Genomic DNA, 18,891 nt, shown 5'->3' on the forward strand with positions numbered 1-18,891 from the left:
GGCGATGGTCAGGATCGACTTTGAGCCATGGGAACCCGAAGAAACCATCGGGAAACTGTGGCACAGCCTTGCCAGCCGCCTTGATGCACCAGAGGTGCACGAAGGAGCCGCGGTCGACCTGTCGCAGGTCGCGGGGCGGCTGGCCGTTCTTTTCCGGGGGTTGGGCGGCAGTCCGGGCGTCGAACTGCGCCCGGTTTCGCCCGAGCTCTCGCGCCACCGGCTGGGCTGGCGGCGCAAGCTGGCCACCGAGGCCGAACTGATCCCACGCGCCAGTTTCGACGGCGAGGTCCTGCGCCTGCCCGACCGGCTGGCGGTGTTTCCCGCACGCGAGGCCAATGGCGCGCTGTATGTCTGGCTGGCGGCGGTGGCCGCCCATGCCGGAACCCGCATCGACGAGGACGATCCTTTGCGCGCCGATCTGCGCGCCCTGCAGGCGGCCCGCGCGATGGTCGCCGCAACGCTCGAGGACGCGCCGGGCCTGTGCCCGCTTTACACCGAACTATGCAAGGGCGTGCTGTATCAGCGCAATCTGCCCGGCCTGCCCCCGGCCGAGGCCGCCGTCGAAGACCTGATCCGCCGGATGCTGGGTGATCCGGCGCCCCTGTCCGCCCGCGCCCAGGCCTATGACGCCCTGGGCGACGACGTGGCCGCCCCGCGCGGGTACCAGCCGTTCCGCCCGGTGCCCCTGTGGCCCGAACTGCGCGCGGTCGCCTTTTCCGAACACACCGAGGTCGAAAGCCGCGACACCGACGGCCCACCCGAGGAATCGGGGGAAAAGACCCACCGCGCCCGCCGCCGCAAATCCGACCAGGCCGAGCGGCAGGACAGTCTGATCCTGCACAAGTTCGAGGCGATCCTCAGCTGGGCCGAATTCCTGAACCTCAACCGCCGGATCGACGATGACGACCCGGACAACGCGAAAAAGGCCGCCGACGATCAGGACGAAATCGGGCTGGGCCAGATATCGAAGGCGCCGCCGACGCGGCTGAAGCTGCATCTCGATCTCGCGCCCGAAGACGTGAACCGCGAGCGCCTTTCGGGGCGTGTGCTGTACCCGGAATGGGATGTGCGCACGGGGCAGTATCTGCCCGATCACGTCAACGTTCTGACTTCGGATGCCGAGATTCGCGTGGATGCCGCCGATTTCGGCAAGGACCCGGCCACCGCCCGCCGCATCCGCGCCGTCAAACGCCAGTTCGAGGCCCTGCGCCCGGGCCGCGTGATGACCCGCGGCCATCTGGACGGCGACCAGCTGGATATCGAGGCCGCCGTGCGCAGCGCCGTGGACCGCCGCGCCAATGGCGAGGGCAACGAGCGCATCTGGATGCAATCCCGTCCCGAGGCGCGCGACCTGGCGGTGTCGATCCTGCTGGATGTCAGCCGATCGACCGAAAGCGCGGTCGCGGGGCGTGCGGTGATCGATATCGAACGCGAGGCACTGGCGGCGCTGGCCTGGGGTCTGAACGCCTGCGGCGACGATTTTGCCATCCACGCCTTCAGTTCGCTGAAACGCCAGCGGGTCTATGTGCAGCGCTGCAAAAAGTTCAATGAGCCCATGACCGCCACCGTGGAGCAGCGCATCGCGTCGCTGCGGCCGGGCCATTACACGCGGCTGGGGGCGGCGATCCGTCATGCCTCGGCCGATCTGGCGGCGCAGGCGCGCAAACGCCGGCTGCTGCTGGTGATCACCGACGGCAAGCCCAACGATCTGGACCACTACGAGGGCCGCCACGGCATCGAAGACACCTGCATGGCCGTGCGCGAGGCGCGCCGGGCGGGGCAGTCGGTCTTTGGCGTCACCATCGACAAGACCGGCAAAAGCTGGTTCCCGCGCATGTTCGGGCAAGGCGGGTTCGCGGTGATCCCCGACCCCAACCGCCTGACCATGGCCCTGCCGCAGATCTATCGCCAACTGGTCGGCGCATGAGTGATGCTTCGCTGATCGACGAGCTGCCCGGCGAATTGCTGATGTGGGTTCTGATCGTCTCGGAACTGCTGGTGTTCGGGGCCGGGCTGACCGCCTTCGTGGGCGTCCGCCTGACCGACCCGGCAGTCTTTGCCGAGGCGCAATCCCATCTCTACCGAACCGGGGCCGCGCTCAACACCGGCGTTCTGGTCACATCAGGCTTTCTGGCGGCGCGGGCGCTGCGCTGGCGGCACGCGGCGCGACGCGGTGCCGCGCGGCTGGCCCTGATCGGCGCGGCCCTGCTGGGGGTGGTTTTCCTGATCATCAAGGGCGCGGAATATGCGGGCAAGGCCGCGCAGGGCATCAGCTACGATACCCACCCGTTTTTCCTGTTCTACTACCTTCTCACCGGGTTTCACGCCGCGCATGTGCTGGCCGGGGTCGCCATTCTGCTGCTTGTCGCCTGGCGCGACGATCCCCGCAATATCGAGGCCGGCGGCCAGTTCTGGCACATGGTCGATCTGGTCTGGATCCTGCTGTTTCCGGTGATCTACCTGTTGGGGTGACGCGATGCCGAGGTTTTTCTTTGCCCGATACACCCATGCGGATCGCCTGACCCGCGCCTGGGTCGGCCTGATCGCGCTCAGCCTGGCCTCGGCCCTGCTGACCCTCGTGCCCATTGGGCCCCGGCTGGTCGGGGGCGGTGTCCTGCTGCTGGCCTTGTTCAAGGCCCGCATCATCCTGGCGCGGTATCTCGATCTTGAACGCAGCCCGGCTTGGCTGCGGGGCTTCACGATGGTGCTTAGCAGCTTTGCGGCATTGATCTTCGCGCTCTATCTGGTCTGAGGCAAAAAGAACCGCCGCGCACAGGGGCACGGCGGCTTGCCAGTTCAGGGACAGAAATCTATTGCGCGGCCATCGGCATCCGGGCGATCTGGCACCGTTGCCACAGCGCCGAGAGCGCGCCGACCAGATGGTCGATATCGGCATCGGTGTGCACGGGTGAGGGCGTGATGCGCAGCCGCTCGGTTCCTTTGGGCACGGTGGGATAGTTGATCGGCTGGATGTAGATGCCGAACTCTTCCAGCAGCGTGTCCGAGATGAACTTGCACTTGACCGGGTCGCCCACCATCACCGGGATGATGTGGCTGGGGTTGGGCAGATGCGGGATGCCCTCGGTGTCGAGCCGGGCGCGCACCTGGGCCACGCGCGCCTTCTGCAGGTCGCGTTCCGCATTCGATTGTTTCAGATGCCGGATCGAGGCCGCCGCCCCGGCGGCGATCGCCGGGGGCAGGGCGGTGGTGAAGATGAAGCCGCTGGCAAAGCTGCGCACGAAGTCGCACAGCGCGGCCGACGCGGCGATATAGCCGCCCACCACGCCGAAGGCCTTGCCCAGCGTGCCCTCGATCACGGTCAGACGGTGCATCAGACCCTCGCGCTCGGCGATGCCGCCGCCGCGGGGACCATAGAGGCCGACGGCATGGACCTCGTCCAGATAGGTCATGGCGCCGAATTCATCGGCCAGGTCGCAGATTTCCTTGATCGGAGCAATGTCGCCGTCCATCGAATAGACCGATTCAAAGGCGATCATCTTGGGCGCCTCGGGGTCGGCGGCGGCCAGCTTGGCGCGCAGGTCGTCCAGATCGTTGTGCTTCCAGATCACCTTCTGCGCCCGCGAATGGCGGATGCCCTCGATCATCGAGGCATGGTTCAGCGCGTCCGAGAACACGATCAGGCCGGGGATCTTTGCCGCTAGCGTCCCCAGCGCCGCCCAGTTCGAGACGTAGCCGGAGGTGAACAGCAGCGCCGCCTCTTTCCCGTGCAGGTCGGCCAGTTCGTGTTCCAACAGGACGTGGTCATGGGTGGTGCCGGAAATGTTGCGGGTGCCGCCCGCACCGGCGCCGCAGCGGTCCAGCGCATCATGCATCGCCGCCAGAACCGACGGGTGCTGGCCCATGCCCAGATAGTCGTTCGAACACCAGATGCGCACGTCCCGTGCCGCCGCGCCATCGGTCTGGCGGGCATTGGGAAAGGCGCCGCATTTGCGCTGCAGGTCGATGAAGACACGATAGTTGCCCTCGGCCTTCAGGTCTCTGAGGCTCTGGCTGAAAAAACGCTCGTAATCCATGTCTCGATCTCCCCGGAAAACTGGCTGTTGGCGGGCAGACTATGGGTGCGCGCACGCCGGGAACATGACAATAGTCAAGCGACGCCGGGAAAAGGGTGGTGCGCGGCGCGCGGGTTTGGCATAGGCTGGCGCAGGGATGGATGGGCCGGGATTTCGGCCGGACGAAAGGGGATGCCTTCGTGGCGCATGAAGCACAAAAAGCCATTGCGCGGCAGTCGCTGCTGCTCAAAAGCCTGCCGGATCAGCATGTCGAAACCCTGCTGAGCCACGCGATCTGGCGCCAGTATGACCGTGGCGAGACGATCTTTGTGCAGGAAGAAAGCGCCCAGGCCGTGCATGTGGTGCTGGCCGGATGGGTCAAGCTGTTCCGCATGTCGCCCACCGGGGCCGAGGCCGTGGTCAGCGTTTTCACCCGCGGCGAAAGTTTCGGCGAGGCGGTGGCGCTGCGCAACGTGCCCTATCCGGTTTCGGCCGAGGCGGTCTCGGCCTGCGAGATCATGCACATTCCCAGCCCGGTGCTGATTTCCTTGATGAAGACCGATCCCGAGATCGGGATCTCGATCCTGGCTTCGACCTTCACACATTTGCATTCGCTGGTGTCGCAGCTGGAACAGCTTAAGGCCCAAACCGGGGCGCAGCGGGTGGCCGAGTTCCTGCTGAACCTGTGTGACTGCGACGAAGGCGCCTGCGAAGTCGAGCTGCCCTATGACAAGATGCTGATCGCCGGGCGTCTGGGCATGAAACCCGAAAGCCTGAGCCGTGCGTTTTCGCGGCTCAAGGCGGTTGGGGTGAAGATCAACCGCAACCATGCCGAAATCTCGGACATTCCGCAGCTGCGCGACTATGCCGACAGCGACCCGGCCGACAACTGGGGGCGCTAAACGCGCCCGGTCAAGCCCGCAACCCGTCCTCTCCGAACGTCAGTGCATTGGCCGGATCATAGTCGATGCCGACCTGCGTCCCCGGGGACACCTGATGCTGACCAAAGGCCCGAACGGTAAAAGGCTTTTCGGTACCGATATCGACCAACACGTTGGTATCTGCGCCAAGGTTTTCCACGTGAACGACTGTGCCTGAAAGCGGACCCGACTGCCCAAGGCGAGCGTATTCAGGGCGAATGCCGATGAGTTGCCGGCCAGATCCACCGACCCGATCGGCGGGCACGAAATTCATCGCGGGAGATCCGATGAACTCGGCCACGAACCGGTTGGCGGGGTTGTTGTACAGCTCCATCGGGCTGCCGATCTGTTCGACTCGGCCGTCCCGCAACACGACGATCTTGTCCGCCAAAGTCATCGCCTCGGTCTGGTCGTGGGTCACGTAGATCATGCTGGCGTCGATCTGGCGGTGCAGGTTTGCGATTTCGACCCGGGTGTTCAGGCGCAACGCGGCATCCAGGTTCGACAGCGGTTCATCGAACAGGAACAGTTTGGGGTTCCGCACGATCGCGCGGCCAATCGCGACGCGCTGGCGCTGACCGCCGGACAACTCGGCCGGGCGACGTTCAAGATAGGGATCCAGTGACAACATGCGGCTGGCTTCGGTGATGCGGCGCGCGATTTCGTCCTTGGGATGCCCGGCCTGCTTCAAGCCCAGTTCCATGTTCCCCCGAACAGTCAGATGCGGATACAGCGCATAGGACTGGAACACCATTGCAATGCCGCGCTTGGCGGGTGGGATCTCGTTGACGGTCTGGCCATCGATTTCGACCGTTCCCGAGGTCGCCTCTTCAAGCCCCGCGATCACGCGCAGCAGGGTGGACTTGCCGCATCCCGAGGGGCCTACAAAGACCACGAATTCGTTTTCCTCGACGGTCAGGTCGATGTTTTTCAGCACGTTCACCTGTCCGAAGGACTTGCACACATTGGTCAGTTTCAGGGCGGTCACGTCACGTCTCCTTCAGGTCGACCGGCTGGCCGGATCGAATGCTTTGGTCGGCGGCAAGGCAGATCCGCAGGGATTGCACCGCGTCATTCATGTGGCGGGTCAGGTCGATGTCCTGCGCGATGGTTTGCAGCATGTAGGCTTGTTCCGCGTCGCACAGTTCCTGGTGGCCGGGTTCGCCATCCATCTCGATCAGGGTGTCGCCGCTGGCTTTGTGCACAAGAATTCCCCCCACCTTCGTGTGGCCGTCAACATCGTCGGATGCGCCCTTGTTGCCTTCGGTAATGGAAGCCGCGCCATTGGGTGAAACGATGTCCTTCACGAAGAACGCCGTTTCGGACATCATCGGACCCCAACCGGCCTCATACCAACCAACCGAGCCATCTTCGAACACCACCTGGAACTGGCCGTAATTGTACATGTCGGGCGCGATCTCGTCCGACAATCGCAGGCCCATGCCGTTGACCCGAACGGGCCGGGAATCGGTAATCTGGCACATAACGTCGACGTAATGCACACCGCAGTCCACGATAGGTGAGGTGGTTTGCATCAGCGCCTTGTGCGTCTCCCATGTCGGGCCGTCGGACTGCTGGTTCAGGTTCAGGCGAAAGACATAGGGGCCGCCCAAGTCGCGCGCCTCGGATATCAGCCGCATCCACGACGGGTGATGCCGAAGAATGTACCCAACCACCAGCTTGCGGTTGGCTTCAGTGGCCTTCTCGACGACACGGCGTGCGTCCGCGACGGTGGTGGCCAAGGGTTTCTCGACGAACACATGCGCACCGGCGTCCATTGCGGCACAGGCATAATCGGCATGGCTGTCGGAATAGGTGGCAATCACGGCCAGATCAGGGTTGGTGTCCGCAAGCGCCGTATGGAAATCAGTGAAGACCGGATACCCCTGCAAATCCGGGTGATCCACTGTCCCGGATCGGTTCACCAGACCCACGATCTGGGCGTCGGGATGGTGATGATGCGCCAGCGCGTGGCTGAGACCCATGTTGCCCAAACCTGCGATCAGAACCCGGATCATTTGACCGCCCCCGAAGTGATCCCGCGGATCAGTTGCCGCGAGAAGATGACATACAGAACCATGACCGGCAGGATCGCCATACTGAGCGCGGAAAGCACCGCGTTCCAGTCGGTGACGAACTGCCCGATGAAGACCTGGCTACCGAGGGTCAGGGTCTTGGTCTCTTCGGCCGGGGCCAGGATCAGCGGGAACCAAAGATCGTTCCAGATAGGTATCATGTTGAACACGGCCACGGTCGCCATCGCCGGACGTACCAGCGGCAGAACAAGGCGGAAGAAGATGGTATATTCGCTCAGCCCGTCGATGCGGCCTGCATTCTTGAGGTCGTCGCTGACTTGCCGCATGAATTCGGACAGGATGAATACGGCCAGCGGCAGGCCCTGTGCGGTGTAGACGAGGATCAGCGCCATCAGCGTGTTGACCAGACCGGTCGCCACCATCATGTCCAGGATCGCAACCGTGCCGATGCGGATTGGAATCATGATGCCCAACGCAAGGTACAGGCCCATCAGCGTGTTGCCCTTGAACCGGTATTCGCTGAGCGCGAAAGCCGCCATTGCACCGAACAGCAGGATCAGGAACAGCGACACGACGGTGACAATCATCGAATTCTGGAAATACAGGAAGAAGTCGCCCTGTTTCATCACCGTCTGGTATCCGATCATCGAGAACGAGTCGGCATCCGGCAGCGCCAACGGTTCACGGAAGATCGCCTTTCGCGATTTGAAGCTGTTGATCACGATCACGAAGACCGGAAACAGGGCGATCAGCGTATAGAGGATCAGCGCGCCATGCATGGCTGCGATGTTGAAGCGGTTTCTGCGGGCTTTGTTCATTCTCCTCGGGCCCCTCAGAACTGATACCGGCGGATGCGGGTCTGGATCAGGAACAGATAGATGCAGACCCCCGTCAGGATGATGGCGAACATGCCCGTTGCGATGGCCGATCCCATATGCGGGTCACCGAGCTGCAATTGGAACCCGAAGAAGGTCCGGTACATGAACGTGCCAAGGATGTCGGTCGAGAAGTCCGGCCCCGCCAGAGCACCTTGGGATGCGTAGATCAGGTCGAACGCATTGAAATTACCGACAAACGTCAGGATCGAGATGATGCCGATCGAAGGCAGGATCAGCGGCAGCTTGATCTTCCAGAATGCGGACATGCCGGTGATGCCTTCGACTTCGGCAGCCTCGAGGATCTCTTCGGGGATCGACAGCAGGGCGGCATAGATCAACATCATCGGAATGCCCACGAACTGCCAGACCGAAATCAGGGCCAGCGTGGTCAGCGCGTATTCCTCTTTGCCCAGCCAAGGCGCGAACAGAGATTTGAGTCCGACCGCGGCCAGCATATCGGGGGCGATGCCCCAGATCGGCGACAGGATCAGCTTCCAGGCGAAGCCAACGATCACGAAGGACAGGATCGTCGGGATGAAGATGGCCGAACGGTAAAACGCCGCAAAGCGCAGGCGAGGGTGGCTGAGGATCGCCGCCAGTGCGATCCCGATCGGATTCTGCACCAGCATGTGAATGAAGAAGAACCAGAAATTGTTGCCAAGTGCGTTCCAGAACGCATCCGACCAAATCGGGTCGCCGAACAGGGTGCGGAAGTTGTCCAGGCCTACGAAAACACGGGCCTGATCAACCTCGGTGTAAAGCGCCAGCCGCAGCGTGTTGAACAGCGGAAAGACCATGACGGCCGAGTAGACCAGCACTGCGGGTGCCAGAAACACCACGATGTGCCATTTGATCCGGCGATTGCCCATGTTGTTCCTCGAAAGCTCAGGGTGGCTCTGGCCGTCTGGCCAGAGCCGTTTGCGTTACGAAAGACGGTTTACTGGTGCGGGGCGTACCAGCTGGCCAACCCGTCCTGCAGGCGCTTGCCGGCGTCCTCGGGCGATTCCTCGCCCTTGATCACCTGAGCCGATGCGTTCCAGGTCTCGTTCTCAAGGTTGGGCGTTCCACGCGACAGGATCTGATAGGTGGACCGGATGGTCGAGTTGCACTCGTTCCGCCAGCTGACGAATTCCTGTGCCAATGGGTCCTCCATCGCCACATCGAAGCTGGAGAGAGAAAAGAAGCCGGGCAGCGCGTTTGCATAGATCTGCGCGAATTCCTCGGAACCGACCCAGTTCAGGAAGGTGCGTGCCGCATCGGCGTTGGGCGACGCCGCGTTCAGACCAATGGCGATGTCGGTGTGATCCGAGATATAGCACTCGTCCCCGGCATTCTGGACTGGCGGCTTGAAAGCGCCCATCTCGAAATCGGCCAGGTTGTTGAAGCCGCTGATCTCCCAGCTGCCGGCCGGATAGATGGCGGCGCGGCCCAGTGTGAACAGGTTCTGGCTGTCGGGATAGGTCTGCGCTTCGAACCCGTCGCCCAGATAGGCACCCCATTTGGCCAGCTGGCGGTAGGGGGCGACCCACGGCTCGTCCGTCAGCTTCTGAGAACCTTCGATCAAGGCGAGGCGACCTTCTTCACCCTTCCAGTAGTTCGGCCCGATGTTGTTGTAACCCATGGTGGCCGCTTCCCATTGATCATTGGTGCCCATGGCCATGGGGATATAGGTGCCGTCTTCCTTGATCTTGTCCAGAACGGCAAAGAACTCGGCTTCGGTTTCCGGAACCGACAGGCCCAGCTCGTCGAACGCGTCCTTGTTGTAGATGAACCCATGGATCACCGAGGCCATCGGCACGCAGAAGGTGGCCGATCCGTCATCGGTCTGCCACGCTGATTTGGCGACGTCCGAGAAGTTCGCCATGCCCTCCAGATCAGAAAGATCGGCCAGCTTGCCTGCCTCGTACAGGCCAAGTGAGGTGTCGAAGGGACGGCAGGTAATCAGGTCTCCGGCCGAACCGGCATCCAGTTTGGCGTTCAGGGCGGCGTTGTATTCCGCGGGGGCTGATGGGGTGAACTTGATCTTGATGTCGGGATGCTTGGCTTCAAAGGCCGGGATGATCTTTTCCTGCCACAGGGCCAGGTCGTCGTTGCGCCAGCTCTCGATGGTCAGCGTGGTTTCGGCCATTGCCGCACCGGCCAGGGCCGATGACGCCAGCAGCACGGCGGTCAGTGTGGTTGTTCTCATGATGTATTCTCCCTTTTGGTCTTCTTCTTGGTTCAAATCTGGTTCAACGCAGGGCGCAGATGACCGCCCGATGCCGCCAGCAGTTCACTGGCCTGCGCCGGTGTTGCGGCGCCGGCGGCCAAAAGTACGGCAAGCTTCAGGTTGCCTTCGGCGCGATCGAGGGCATCAGCGGCGTGCTGAGGTGTGGCGCCGGTTATGTTCCGGATGATTCCTTCTGCACGCTGACGCAGCTTGGCATTGTCGGCGACCACGTTGACCATCATGCCGTCATGCACATGGCCCAACCTGACACCCATAAGGGTCGAGAGCATGTTGAGCGCCGCCTTCTGCGCGGTTGCGGCGCCCAGTCGGGTCGATCCCGCAATGACTTCGGGCGGGGTGTTCAGGCAAATTGCGCAATCGGCGTGCTCGAACAGGGGTGCGTCGGCGTTGTTGGCGATGCAGATAGTTTTGGCGCCGCGGGACTTTGCAATTCCGGCAAAGGTCAACGGGTAGGGCGTGGTGCCGCTGGCGGATATCGCGATCACCGTGTCTGTGGGGCGGAGGTCGGCAGCGGCGATTTCGGCCGTCCGAGTGTCATCTTCGGTGTGGCCCGGCATCTCTGCCCCGGTTGGTATGCCGCCGGCCATGCAGATGGCGATCGAATCTGGCGACAGGCCGAATGTTCCCGGTATTTCCGCCCCATCGGCCAAGCCCATCAGCCCGGACGACCCGGCGGCGGCATAATAGAGCCGCCCGCCGGCGCGGATGGTTTCTGCCATCAATGCCGCACCTCTCGAGATATCCGGAAGGCAAGCATCCAGCCCGTTCAGCGCGGCTTTCTGCGCATCCAGCAGCAGGCGCAGAACTTCGGCGTCCGGGCGCAGGTCCAGCCCCTCGGATTCGTCGCGCAGCATTTCGGTTTGCGGCAGCATGTGCGGCGTCATGTGATTCCCCTTTGGCACCGAAGATAATACCTATATAATACCTTTTGTCTACCATTCGTTTCATATCACCAAATACTCACCAAAAAGCGCAAAAAATAGCGAGTCTTGGCCACAAGAGGTCTTTTTTTCATCCAAAAGGTATTGTAAAGGTATCTATATGGATGAGTCCCTCCCATATCTCATTGCAATTGACGGTGGCGGTACGCGCTGCCGGTTTGCCATGGCCGGCCCCACCGGGCGGCATGATCTGGTTCTGGGAAGCGCCAATGTCTATTCGGATCGCGCGGCGGCTATCTCAACGCTGAATGCCGGGCTGCGGGCACTGGCCGAGCGTGCTGCGATGCCCGAAGCGGCTTTGACCGGGATTCCGATCTACGCAGGGCTTGCTGGCGTGACCGACGCGGACACAGGCGCTGAAATCGCACGGCACCTGCCATCGCGCATTGTGCAGGTCGAGGATGACCGCCGCTCGGCCGTGGTTGGGGCGTTGGGGCCGGTCGATGGATGTTTGATCGGGATCGGCACCGGATCGTTCCTGGCGCGGCAAAGCAATGGCGAAATCCGGTTGATTGGCGGATATGGGGCACTCATCGGTGATGATGCGTCCGGGTATTGGCTGGGACAGCAGCTGCTGCGGCGGGTGTTGCTTGCAGCGGACGGAATAGCCCCCGACAGCGCGCTGACACGATCCGTACGCAGACGTTTTGACGAAGACCCGATGCAGATCGTGCGATTTGCGGGGCAGGCACGGCCGGCCGAAATCGCAGACTTCGCACCCGAAATCATTGCGGCGGCTCAAAAAGGCGATGTGGTGGCCGTGGCCCTGATGCGCGAGGGCGCCGATTATGTCGCTGCAGGGCTTCAGGCCCTTGGTCGCGATGATGCCGAGCCGGTCTGTGCAGTGGGCGGGGTGGCATCGCATTACATCCCCTATCTTTCCGCCGAGGTGCAGAGCGTGATGATCGAACCGGCGGGCACCGCCCTTGACGGGGCGCTCCAGCTCGCCGCACAGCTGGCCGAGCGCGCCAGATTGGGGGCAGCATGACCGCCGAAACGATCGAAACCTTCCTCAGGACCGGTGACTGGATGCAGCGGGCCGTTGGGCCGCGGTACGTTCGGTTGCGCAAGCGGATCGAAGAGGGCATCGAGAATGGTCTGCTGGCGGAAAGTGCACCGCTCCCGGCCGAACGCGAGATCGCAAATCTCACGGGCCTTTCCCGCGTCACGGTGCGTCGGGCGATGCAGGATCTGGTAGATCGGGGAATCGTCATTCAGCGCCAGGGCTCGGGCAGTTTCGTGGCCGACGGCACGCCTCGGGTCGAGCAATCTCTGTCACGGCTGACCTCGTTCACCGAGGACATGAATCGACGCGGTCTTGAATCCTCAAGCGAGTGGCTTGAGCGCGGTGTGCACACTCCGTCGCCCGAGGAGGTGATGGCGCTGGCCCTGTCCTCGGGTGAAGCGGTTGCGCGCATCTCGCGTCTGCGTATGGCCAATGATCGGCCCATGGCGATCGAACGGGCCTCGCTGCCGATCGACATTCTGCCGCGCCCGCAGGAGGTCGAAGCCTCGTTGTATGAAGTCCTGGAGCGGGATGGAAACCGGCCAGTACGGGCGCTGCAGCGCATATCGGCGATCAATCTGGACAGCGCCGACGCGGGTTTGCTTGGGGTCGAACCCGGTGCGGCCGGGCTGCGCATTGTTCGAACATCATACCTTTCCAATCGGCGGGTCGTTGAATTCACTCGGTCGATCTATCGCGGCGACGCCTATGATTTTGTCGCCGAATTGCGGTTGGCCAACAGCTAGGACACATCATGCAAAAGCAGATCACCCGGATGCGCCGGGAAATTGATGAAATCCCCGTGGCCGTAGAGCGGCTTTTTAGCCGGGGTCAGGCAGATATTGAGGCGGTCGCCTCGGTTGCCCGCGAACTGGACCCGACATTTGTCGTGACGGTCGCACGCGGGTCTTCCGATCACGTCTGCACCTACCTCAAATACGCGTCGGAAATCCTGTTGGGTGTGCCGGTGGCCTCGGTCGGGCCGTCGATCGGATCAATCTACGACTCGGTTCTGCGCATGCGCCAGGCGATGTGCCTGTCGGTGTCGCAATCCGGCAAAAGCCCCGACATCGTGGCCATGGCTCGCAATGCTCGACGCGACGGCGCATTGACAGTAGCGTTGACCAACGACGCGGCTTCACCGTTGGCCGAAGTCAGCGATCACGCCATAGATATACAGGCAGGCCCCGAACTGAGTGTTGCGGCCACCAAGACATTCGTCACATCGGCGGTGGCCGGCTTGTGGCTGTTGGCAGAGTGGGGGCAGGATGCGGCGTTGCTGGCGGCGTTGCGCGACCTGCCCGAGCAGCTGGATCAGGCGGCCCGGATCGATTGGCCCGAAGTGCGTGACGCTATCGGTGCTCACCCGTCATTGTTCACGCTTGGCCGAGGTCAGGCACTGGCTGTATCGAACGAAGCTGCGCTGAAGTTCAAGGAGACCTGCCAGTTGCACGCTGAAAGCTATTCCTCGGCCGAGGTTCTGCACGGACCGGTGTCCATCGTCGAGGACGGCTTTCCGGTACTCAGCTTTGCAGCGGCAGATGCGGCGGAGCCTGTGTTGGCGGAGGTGGCCGACGCAATCAGCGCCAAGGGTGCACGGGTCTTTGCAACCACGGACAGGGTTACTTCCGCGACCCGCATTCCGCATGTCCGCACGGGGCATTCCCTGACTGATCCGCTGAGCCTGATCGTCTCCTTCTACGCGATGGTCGAGGCCTTTGCCGCCTCGCGCGGGATCGATCCGGACGCACCGCGGCATCTGAACAAGGTGACGGAAACCGTATGACCAGCGAACTGCAGGCTCTGGCGGGCGCGGACATTCTGACCCCTGCAGGTATCCTGCAGGATCATGCCCTTCTGTTCACGGAAGGGCGTATCGAGGGCGTGACGCCTCTCTCGAACACTCCTGGAACAGCGAGGGTGTCGCGGCTGGACGGTGGCCTGCTGGTTCCGGGCTTCGTCGATCTGCAGGTGAATGGCGGCGGCGGGGCAATGCTGAACAACGCCCCCGATCTGGAAACGCTCCGCACGATGTCGGTGGCACATGCGCGTATCGGAGCAACGTCGATCTTGCCAACGCTGATCACGGATACGACTGGGGTCACGCGGCGGGCCATCGCGGCCACGATTGCCGCCGTGAACGAAGGTATTGCCGGCATTGTCGGGCTTCATCTGGAAGGCCCGCACCTGTCCCAAGCCCGCAAGGGCGCACATGATGCTGCCCTGATCCGACCGATGGCGCAGGCTGATCTGGATTTGTTGCTGGATACAGTCGCGCGGTTGCCGATTCTCAAGGTTACGGTGGCGCCGGAAAGCGTGACGGATGATCAGATACACGCCATGACCCAAGCGGGGATCGTCGTCTCGCTGGGCCATACGGATGCGAGTTTTGAAACCTGTCAGAAAGCGGCTCAGGCCGGGGCGCGTTGCGTCACACATTTGTTCAATGCTCAGAGCCAGATGGGTAACCGAGAGCCCGGCGTCGTAGGCGCGGCGCTGGCGCTTGGCGAGCTGTCTGCGGGCCTGATCGCTGATGGAATTCACGTCCACCCGGTTTCAGTGCGCAATGCCATCCGGGCAAAAAATGGGCCGGGTAGTGTCTTCCTTGTCAGCGACGCGATGGCGACCGCCGGATCGGATATCGACAGCTTCCTGCTGAACGGACGGCAGATCTTGCGCGACGGCAACCGGTTGACCCTCGCCGATGGAACGCTCGCCGGTGCGCATCTCGAGCTGTTGGACGCGGTTCGCAATGTGATCGCATTCGCGCAACTGCCTTTGCAAGCTGCTTTCGACATGGCGACCCGGTTGCCCGCAGACCTGATCGGCAGATCAGATCTTGGCCGTTTGGCGGCCGGTGCCCGCGCCAATGTGCTGCATGTCTCCGACCACGGGCTGCTCCAGGTCTGGCAGGAAGGTCACGCACTCCGCTGACGGTGTTCAGGCCGACCCATGGTCGTCTGATTTTCCTCGATATGTCGGACCCTGGGCCGTTCATGTCGGGAATCTACATTGTGCACATCTTGTATTTTTCTTAGCCTTGGTGTCGGGCGCAAGCTTCACGCGTGCCCGGCAAGAGGATTGAGATGACGCCCGTGTTCAGATTTCAGGGGATCTATACCCCGGTGGTGACGCCCTATGCGGATGATTTCAGCGTCGATTGGGATGCGCTGGCCGAGGTGATCGAATACCTGGTCGAGAATGGCGTGCACGGTCTGATCTCGGGCGGGTCCACGGGCGAAAACTATGCCCAGACCGTTGATGAAAGGCTGGAACTGGCGCGTTTCACTCACCAGCGATTGAAGGGTCGTCTGCCTTTGGTGGTCGGGACCGGCGCGATGTTGACGCCGGATTCGATCGCGTTTGCCCAAGGCGCGCGCCAGATCGGGGCCGATGCCATCCTGCTGGCCAGCCCGCCCTATTCGGTGCCGACGGACCGGGAAAACGCCCTGAATGCGCTGGCCATCGACAAGGCGGCCGATTTGCCGGTGATGCTGTACAACTATCCGCACCGCACCGGCACGATGATGGGGGCCGAGTTCCTCGACCGTGTGGGGCGCAGCCGCAATTTCTGCGGCATCAAGGAAAGCTCGGGCGACATCAACCGTGTACACATGCTGGCGCGGGACTATCCGCATATCCAGCTGGGCTGCGGCATGGACGATCAGGCGCTGGAATTCTTCGCCTGGGGCGCGCCGTTCTGGGTCTGTGGCGGGTCGAATTTTCTGCCGCGCGAGCATGTGGCGCTGTATGAGACCTGCGTGCTGAAGGGCGACTTCGCCAAAGGCCGCCGGATCATGTCGGCGCTGATGCCATTGATGCGAGTGCTCGAACAGGGCGGTAAGTTCATCCAGACCATCAAGCATGGGGTCACGATGAACGGCATCCCGGCGGGCGCGGTTCGGCCGCCTCTGAAGGGGCTGAACAAGGATGACAAGCGCGCACTGGAACAGGTGACCCGGGTGCTGAAACGCAAGATCGCAGACATCATGGTGGAGGGCTGAGGCATGGACTTGCTGACACGGGACGAATACGCATCCATCGCCGCCGGGCTGGACCTGCCCACCGGCGCCTTCATCGACGGCGGCTATCGCCCGGCGATCTCGGGCGCGGTGTTTCCGACGGTGAACCCGGCCACCGGCGCGGTGCTGACCGAGGTCGCGGCCTGCGCCGCCGCCGATGTGGACCTGGCCGTGGAAAAGGCGCGCGGGTCCTTCGACGACGGCCGCTGGTCGCGCCTGCATCCATCGGCGCGCAAGGATGTGTTGATCCGCCTGGCCAAGCTGATGACCCGCAATGCCCGCGAACTGGCGGTGATGGAGAGCATCGACAGCGGCAAGACCATCTTTGACTGCGAAACCGTGGATGTGCCCGAGGCGGTCCACTGCCTGAAATGGCACGCCGAGGCGATCGACAAGATTTACGATCAAGTCGCGCCTGCCAGCGACGACCACATCGCGATGATCCTACGCGAACCGATCGGGGTGGTGGGGCTGGTGCTGCCGTGGAACTTCCCCTTGCTGATGCTGGCCTGGAAGATCGGCCCGGCGCTGGCGGCCGGGTGCTCGGTTGTTGTGAAGCCGGCGATGGAAACCCCGCTGACCGCCCTGCGCCTGGCCGAACTGGCGGCCGAGGCCGGGCTGCCGCGCGGGGTTCTGAACGTGGTTCCAGGCGATGGCGCCGAGGTGGGCGAACCCATCGGGCGGCACATGGATATCGACATGGTGTCCTTCACCGGTTCGACCGTGACGGGCAAGAAATTCCTGTCCTATGCCGCCGAAAGCAACGCCAAGGAGGTGGTGCTGGAGATGGGCGGCAAGAACCCGGCCATCGTGATGGAGGATGCCGAGAACCTCGACCGGGTTGCAGCCCATGTGGTGAACGGAGCGTTCTGGAACATGGGCGAGAATTGCTCGGCCACGTCACGCCTGATCGTGCATCGTGCGGTCAAACCCGAGTTGCTGGAGCGCATCGCTCATCACGCCCGTCAGTGGACTGTGGGCGACCCGCTGGACCCTGCAACCCGGCTGGGCGCGCTGGTCAGCAAAGACCATTTCAACAAGGTCTGCGGCTATCTCGACAAGGCGCCGTCAGTTCTTCTGGGCGGCAAGGCTGAAAACGGGTTCGTCGAGGCAGCCGTGGTCGAGCTTCCGGACAATGACACGCCGCTGGCGCGCGAGGAGATCTTTGGGCCCGTTCTGTCGGTGATCGAGGTCGCGGGGTTCGACGAGGCCATCGCGATGGCCAATGACACGCCATATGGACTGTGCGCGTCGCTGTTCACCGCCAATGCCAAGCGCGCCCTGCGCGGCGCCCGCGCGATCCGGGCCGGGACCGTGACGGTGAACAGCTTTGGCGAGGGCGACATCTCGACCCCGTTCGGCGGCTACAAGCAGTCGGGCTTTGGCGGGCGGGACAACGGGCTGCACGCGCATGACCAGTACACGCAGCTGAAGACGCTGTGGATCGACCTGTCTGATGATGCCGACGAGGCGGTGGATTGACGCGGTTCACCGCTTGCCGCCTACCGCTGCAGCGCGGCCCGGCGGCGTGGAATGCCCTGCTGGGCCCGCAACCTCCCGCGCGGCAGCTTTCGGACAATATCACCGCAGATTTCACCATCGTGGGCGCCGGTTTTGCCGGGCTGTCTGCGGCGCGGCGTCTGAGGCAGCTGGTGCCGGATGCGCGGATCGTGGTGCTTGAAGCCGGACGCGTGGCCGAAGGCGCGGCGGGGCGCAACTCGGGCTTCATGATCGATCTGCCGCATGATCTGGCCTCGGACGACTATGCCGGGGCGGGTGATGACCGGGTGATGATCGGACTGAACCGTCAAGCCATCGCGTTTGCCCGCGCGGCGGTCGAGGACTACGGAATCGACCCCAACTATTTCGATCCGGCGGGCAAAGTGAACGGCGCGGCCAGCCCAGCGGGACATGCGCACAACCAAACCTATGCCCGCCATCTGGACAGCCTCGGTGAGCGGTCCGAGTTGCTGGACCGGCAGCAGATGCAGGAACTCACCGGGTCCGGGCATTATGTGTCGGGGCTGTACACGCCGGGCACGGTCATGCTGCAGCCGGCGGGCTATGTGCGCGGTTTGGCGGCGGGTTTGGCGGCCGATGGGGTGCAGATTTTTGCAAACAGTGCGGTCACTGGGTTCCAGCGCGACGGGGCGGGCTGGCGCGTGCAGACGGCGCTCGGGCAGGTCTCGACCGGCCGGCTGATCCTGTCGGTCAACGGTCACCTGGAAAGTTTCGGGGTGGAACGTGGCCGGCTGATGCAGCTGTTTCTGTTCGCGGCGATGACGCGCGAACTGGAGGCCGATGCGCTGGCCCGGTTGGGCGGCCAGCCGCGCTGGGGCGTGACCCCGTCCGATCCGATGGGCACCACCATGCGCCGGATCGACACCGGGCAGGGCGGCAACCGGATCATCACCCGCACCTGCGCCGTGCTGCGCCCGGGCATGGAGGCGCGGGCAGCGGACCTGCGGCGCGCGGCTGCGGTGATGCGGCGCAAATTCGACCGGCGCTTCCCGCCGTTGCGCGGCATCTCGATGGAGTACGAATGGTCCGGCCATCTGTGCCTGAGCCTGAATGGCGTCTCGGTCACCCGCGAGATCGAGACCGGCGTTTATTCCGCCTGCGTCCAGAACGGGTTGGGCACAGCGCGCGGCACCCTGACCGGGATCGCCGCGGCCGAGTTGGCCTGTGGCGTGCGGTCCGGGATCAGCGATCATTTCGGTGCCGAGGACCGTCCCAAACGCCTGCCGCCCAGGCCGTTGTCTGAGATCGGTGCCAACATGGTGCTGCGCTGGAATGAATGGCGCGCGCGCGACGAATGAAAAAGGCCCGCCTGACAGGCAGGCGG

18 protein-coding genes are annotated in these 18,891 nt (G+C 63.3%); 11 read left to right on the forward strand and 7 right to left on the reverse strand.

What is annotated here, in order from left to right; genetic code table 11:
• Positions 1-4 precede the first annotated feature (4 nt).
• From ACR0JC_RS13450 to ACR0JC_RS13460, 3 genes are read left to right on the forward strand one after another with little or no spacing between them, the layout of a single operon-like run.
• Positions 5-1,927, forward strand: coding sequence for a nitric oxide reductase activation protein NorD (locus ACR0JC_RS13450; RefSeq protein ID WP_170341163.1), 1,923 nt, complete (start codon positions 5-7; stop codon positions 1,925-1,927).
• Entirely contained in the window at positions 1,924-2,472 is a 549-nt protein-coding gene (locus tag ACR0JC_RS13455; RefSeq protein ID WP_170341165.1) for a cytochrome c oxidase subunit 3, read from the forward strand. Before ACR0JC_RS13450 ends, ACR0JC_RS13455 begins: the two co-directional genes overlap by 4 nt.
• Before the next feature lie 4 nt (positions 2,473-2,476).
• On the forward strand, positions 2,477-2,752 hold the full coding sequence (locus ACR0JC_RS13460; RefSeq protein ID WP_170341167.1) for a cytochrome C oxidase subunit IV family protein: 276 nt from the start codon (positions 2,477-2,479) through the stop codon (positions 2,750-2,752).
• A gap of 58 nt (positions 2,753-2,810) precedes the next feature.
• Here the strand turns inward: ACR0JC_RS13460 and hemA are convergent, their stop codons facing one another.
• Positions 2,811-4,034, reverse strand: a complete 1,224-nt coding sequence (hemA, locus tag ACR0JC_RS13465; protein WP_170341170.1) for a 5-aminolevulinate synthase — start codon at positions 4,032-4,034, stop codon at positions 2,811-2,813.
• Between the two features lie 179 nt (positions 4,035-4,213).
• On the opposite strand from hemA, the gene ACR0JC_RS13470 reads away from it, so the two are divergent.
• On the forward strand, positions 4,214-4,915 hold the full coding sequence (locus ACR0JC_RS13470; protein WP_093963736.1) for a Crp/Fnr family transcriptional regulator: 702 nt from the start codon (positions 4,214-4,216) through the stop codon (positions 4,913-4,915).
• 10 nt (positions 4,916-4,925) lie between these two features.
• On the opposite strand, the gene ACR0JC_RS13475 is transcribed toward ACR0JC_RS13470, so the two are convergent.
• The 6 genes from ACR0JC_RS13475 to ACR0JC_RS13500 all read right to left on the reverse strand — a co-directional run bounded on the left by ACR0JC_RS13475 (position 4,926) and on the right by ACR0JC_RS13500 (position 10,961).
• Positions 4,926-5,921, reverse strand: coding sequence for an ABC transporter ATP-binding protein (locus ACR0JC_RS13475; RefSeq protein WP_480763970.1), 996 nt, complete (start codon positions 5,919-5,921; stop codon positions 4,926-4,928).
• A 1-nt stretch (position 5,922) separates the two neighbouring features.
• Positions 5,923-6,951 carry a Gfo/Idh/MocA family protein gene (locus tag ACR0JC_RS13480; protein WP_170341174.1) on the reverse strand — a complete coding sequence of 343 codons (1,029 nt, stop codon included), beginning with the start codon at positions 6,949-6,951 and terminating at the stop codon, positions 5,923-5,925.
• Positions 6,948-7,787, reverse strand: coding sequence for a carbohydrate ABC transporter permease (locus tag ACR0JC_RS13485; protein WP_170341176.1), 840 nt, complete (start codon positions 7,785-7,787; stop codon positions 6,948-6,950). The genes ACR0JC_RS13480 and ACR0JC_RS13485 overlap by 4 nt, the downstream gene beginning before the upstream one ends.
• A gap of 14 nt (positions 7,788-7,801) precedes the next feature.
• Entirely contained in the window at positions 7,802-8,716 is a 915-nt protein-coding gene (locus ACR0JC_RS13490) for a carbohydrate ABC transporter permease (RefSeq protein WP_093963180.1), read from the reverse strand.
• A 68-nt stretch (positions 8,717-8,784) separates the two neighbouring features.
• Entirely contained in the window at positions 8,785-10,035 is a 1,251-nt protein-coding gene (locus ACR0JC_RS13495) for an ABC transporter substrate-binding protein (RefSeq protein ID WP_170341178.1), read from the reverse strand.
• A 32-nt stretch (positions 10,036-10,067) separates the two neighbouring features.
• Positions 10,068-10,961: an N-acetylmuramic acid 6-phosphate etherase gene (locus tag ACR0JC_RS13500; RefSeq protein WP_254430767.1), complete on the reverse strand. Its 894-nt coding sequence runs from the start codon at positions 10,959-10,961 to the stop codon at positions 10,068-10,070.
• Between the two features lie 157 nt (positions 10,962-11,118).
• Between ACR0JC_RS13500 and ACR0JC_RS13505 the strand changes: the two genes are divergently transcribed.
• The 7 genes from ACR0JC_RS13505 (at position 11,119) to ACR0JC_RS13535 (ending at position 18,865) form a co-directional block, all read left to right on the forward strand.
• Positions 11,119-12,006, forward strand: coding sequence for a glucosamine kinase nucleotide-binding domain-containing protein (locus tag ACR0JC_RS13505; protein ID WP_170341180.1), 888 nt, complete (start codon positions 11,119-11,121; stop codon positions 12,004-12,006).
• Positions 12,003-12,770 carry a GntR family transcriptional regulator gene (locus ACR0JC_RS13510; RefSeq protein ID WP_170341182.1) on the forward strand — a complete coding sequence of 256 codons (768 nt, stop codon included), beginning with the start codon at positions 12,003-12,005 and terminating at the stop codon, positions 12,768-12,770. Before ACR0JC_RS13505 ends, ACR0JC_RS13510 begins: the two co-directional genes overlap by 4 nt.
• An 8-nt stretch (positions 12,771-12,778) precedes the next feature.
• The gene (locus ACR0JC_RS13515; protein WP_170341185.1) at positions 12,779-13,810 is read left to right on the forward strand and encodes an SIS domain-containing protein; all 1,032 of its coding nucleotides are present in this window, start codon (positions 12,779-12,781) and stop codon (positions 13,808-13,810) included.
• The gene (nagA, locus tag ACR0JC_RS13520; protein ID WP_170341187.1) at positions 13,807-14,958 is read left to right on the forward strand and encodes an N-acetylglucosamine-6-phosphate deacetylase; all 1,152 of its coding nucleotides are present in this window, start codon (positions 13,807-13,809) and stop codon (positions 14,956-14,958) included. The genes ACR0JC_RS13515 and nagA overlap by 4 nt, the downstream gene beginning before the upstream one ends.
• Positions 14,959-15,110: 152 nt before the next feature.
• The gene (locus ACR0JC_RS13525; RefSeq protein WP_170341189.1) at positions 15,111-16,028 is read left to right on the forward strand and encodes a dihydrodipicolinate synthase family protein; all 918 of its coding nucleotides are present in this window, start codon (positions 15,111-15,113) and stop codon (positions 16,026-16,028) included.
• A 3-nt stretch (positions 16,029-16,031) separates the two neighbouring features.
• Entirely contained in the window at positions 16,032-17,528 is a 1,497-nt protein-coding gene (locus ACR0JC_RS13530; protein ID WP_170341191.1) for an aldehyde dehydrogenase, read from the forward strand.
• Positions 17,525-18,865 carry an NAD(P)/FAD-dependent oxidoreductase gene (locus tag ACR0JC_RS13535; RefSeq protein ID WP_170341194.1) on the forward strand — a complete coding sequence of 447 codons (1,341 nt, stop codon included), beginning with the start codon at positions 17,525-17,527 and terminating at the stop codon, positions 18,863-18,865. Before ACR0JC_RS13530 ends, ACR0JC_RS13535 begins: the two co-directional genes overlap by 4 nt.
• Positions 18,866-18,891: the final 26 nt, after the last annotated feature.

Source organism: Ruegeria sp. CH5 (genome assembly GCF_056537025.1).

What these genes read in the sequence shown, in the direction of transcription:
- ACR0JC_RS13450 (WP_170341163.1), top strand. Translation starts at nt 5, where the DNA reads ATGGTCAGGATCGACTTTGAGCCATGGGAACCCGAAGAAACCATCGGG.
- ACR0JC_RS13455 (WP_170341165.1), top strand. Translation starts at nt 1,924, where the DNA reads ATGAGTGATGCTTCGCTGATCGACGAGCTGCCCGGCGAATTGCTGATG.
- ACR0JC_RS13460 (WP_170341167.1), top strand. Translation starts at nt 2,477, where the DNA reads ATGCCGAGGTTTTTCTTTGCCCGATACACCCATGCGGATCGCCTGACC.
- hemA (WP_170341170.1), bottom strand. Translation starts at nt 4,034, where the DNA reads ATGGATTACGAGCGTTTTTTCAGCCAGAGCCTCAGAGACCTGAAGGCC.
- ACR0JC_RS13480 (WP_170341174.1), bottom strand. Translation starts at nt 6,951, where the DNA reads ATGATCCGGGTTCTGATCGCAGGTTTGGGCAACATGGGTCTCAGCCAC.
- ACR0JC_RS13485 (WP_170341176.1), bottom strand. Translation starts at nt 7,787, where the DNA reads ATGAACAAAGCCCGCAGAAACCGCTTCAACATCGCAGCCATGCATGGC.
- ACR0JC_RS13490 (WP_093963180.1), bottom strand. Translation starts at nt 8,716, where the DNA reads ATGGGCAATCGCCGGATCAAATGGCACATCGTGGTGTTTCTGGCACCC.
- ACR0JC_RS13495 (WP_170341178.1), bottom strand. Translation starts at nt 10,035, where the DNA reads ATGAGAACAACCACACTGACCGCCGTGCTGCTGGCGTCATCGGCCCTG.
- ACR0JC_RS13500 (WP_254430767.1), bottom strand. Translation starts at nt 10,961, where the DNA reads ATGACGCCGCACATGCTGCCGCAAACCGAAATGCTGCGCGACGAATCC.
- ACR0JC_RS13505 (WP_170341180.1), top strand. Translation starts at nt 11,119, where the DNA reads ATGGATGAGTCCCTCCCATATCTCATTGCAATTGACGGTGGCGGTACG.
- ACR0JC_RS13510 (WP_170341182.1), top strand. Translation starts at nt 12,003, where the DNA reads ATGACCGCCGAAACGATCGAAACCTTCCTCAGGACCGGTGACTGGATG.
- ACR0JC_RS13515 (WP_170341185.1), top strand. Translation starts at nt 12,779, where the DNA reads ATGCAAAAGCAGATCACCCGGATGCGCCGGGAAATTGATGAAATCCCC.
- nagA (WP_170341187.1), top strand. Translation starts at nt 13,807, where the DNA reads ATGACCAGCGAACTGCAGGCTCTGGCGGGCGCGGACATTCTGACCCCT.
- ACR0JC_RS13525 (WP_170341189.1), top strand. Translation starts at nt 15,111, where the DNA reads ATGACGCCCGTGTTCAGATTTCAGGGGATCTATACCCCGGTGGTGACG.
- ACR0JC_RS13530 (WP_170341191.1), top strand. Translation starts at nt 16,032, where the DNA reads ATGGACTTGCTGACACGGGACGAATACGCATCCATCGCCGCCGGGCTG.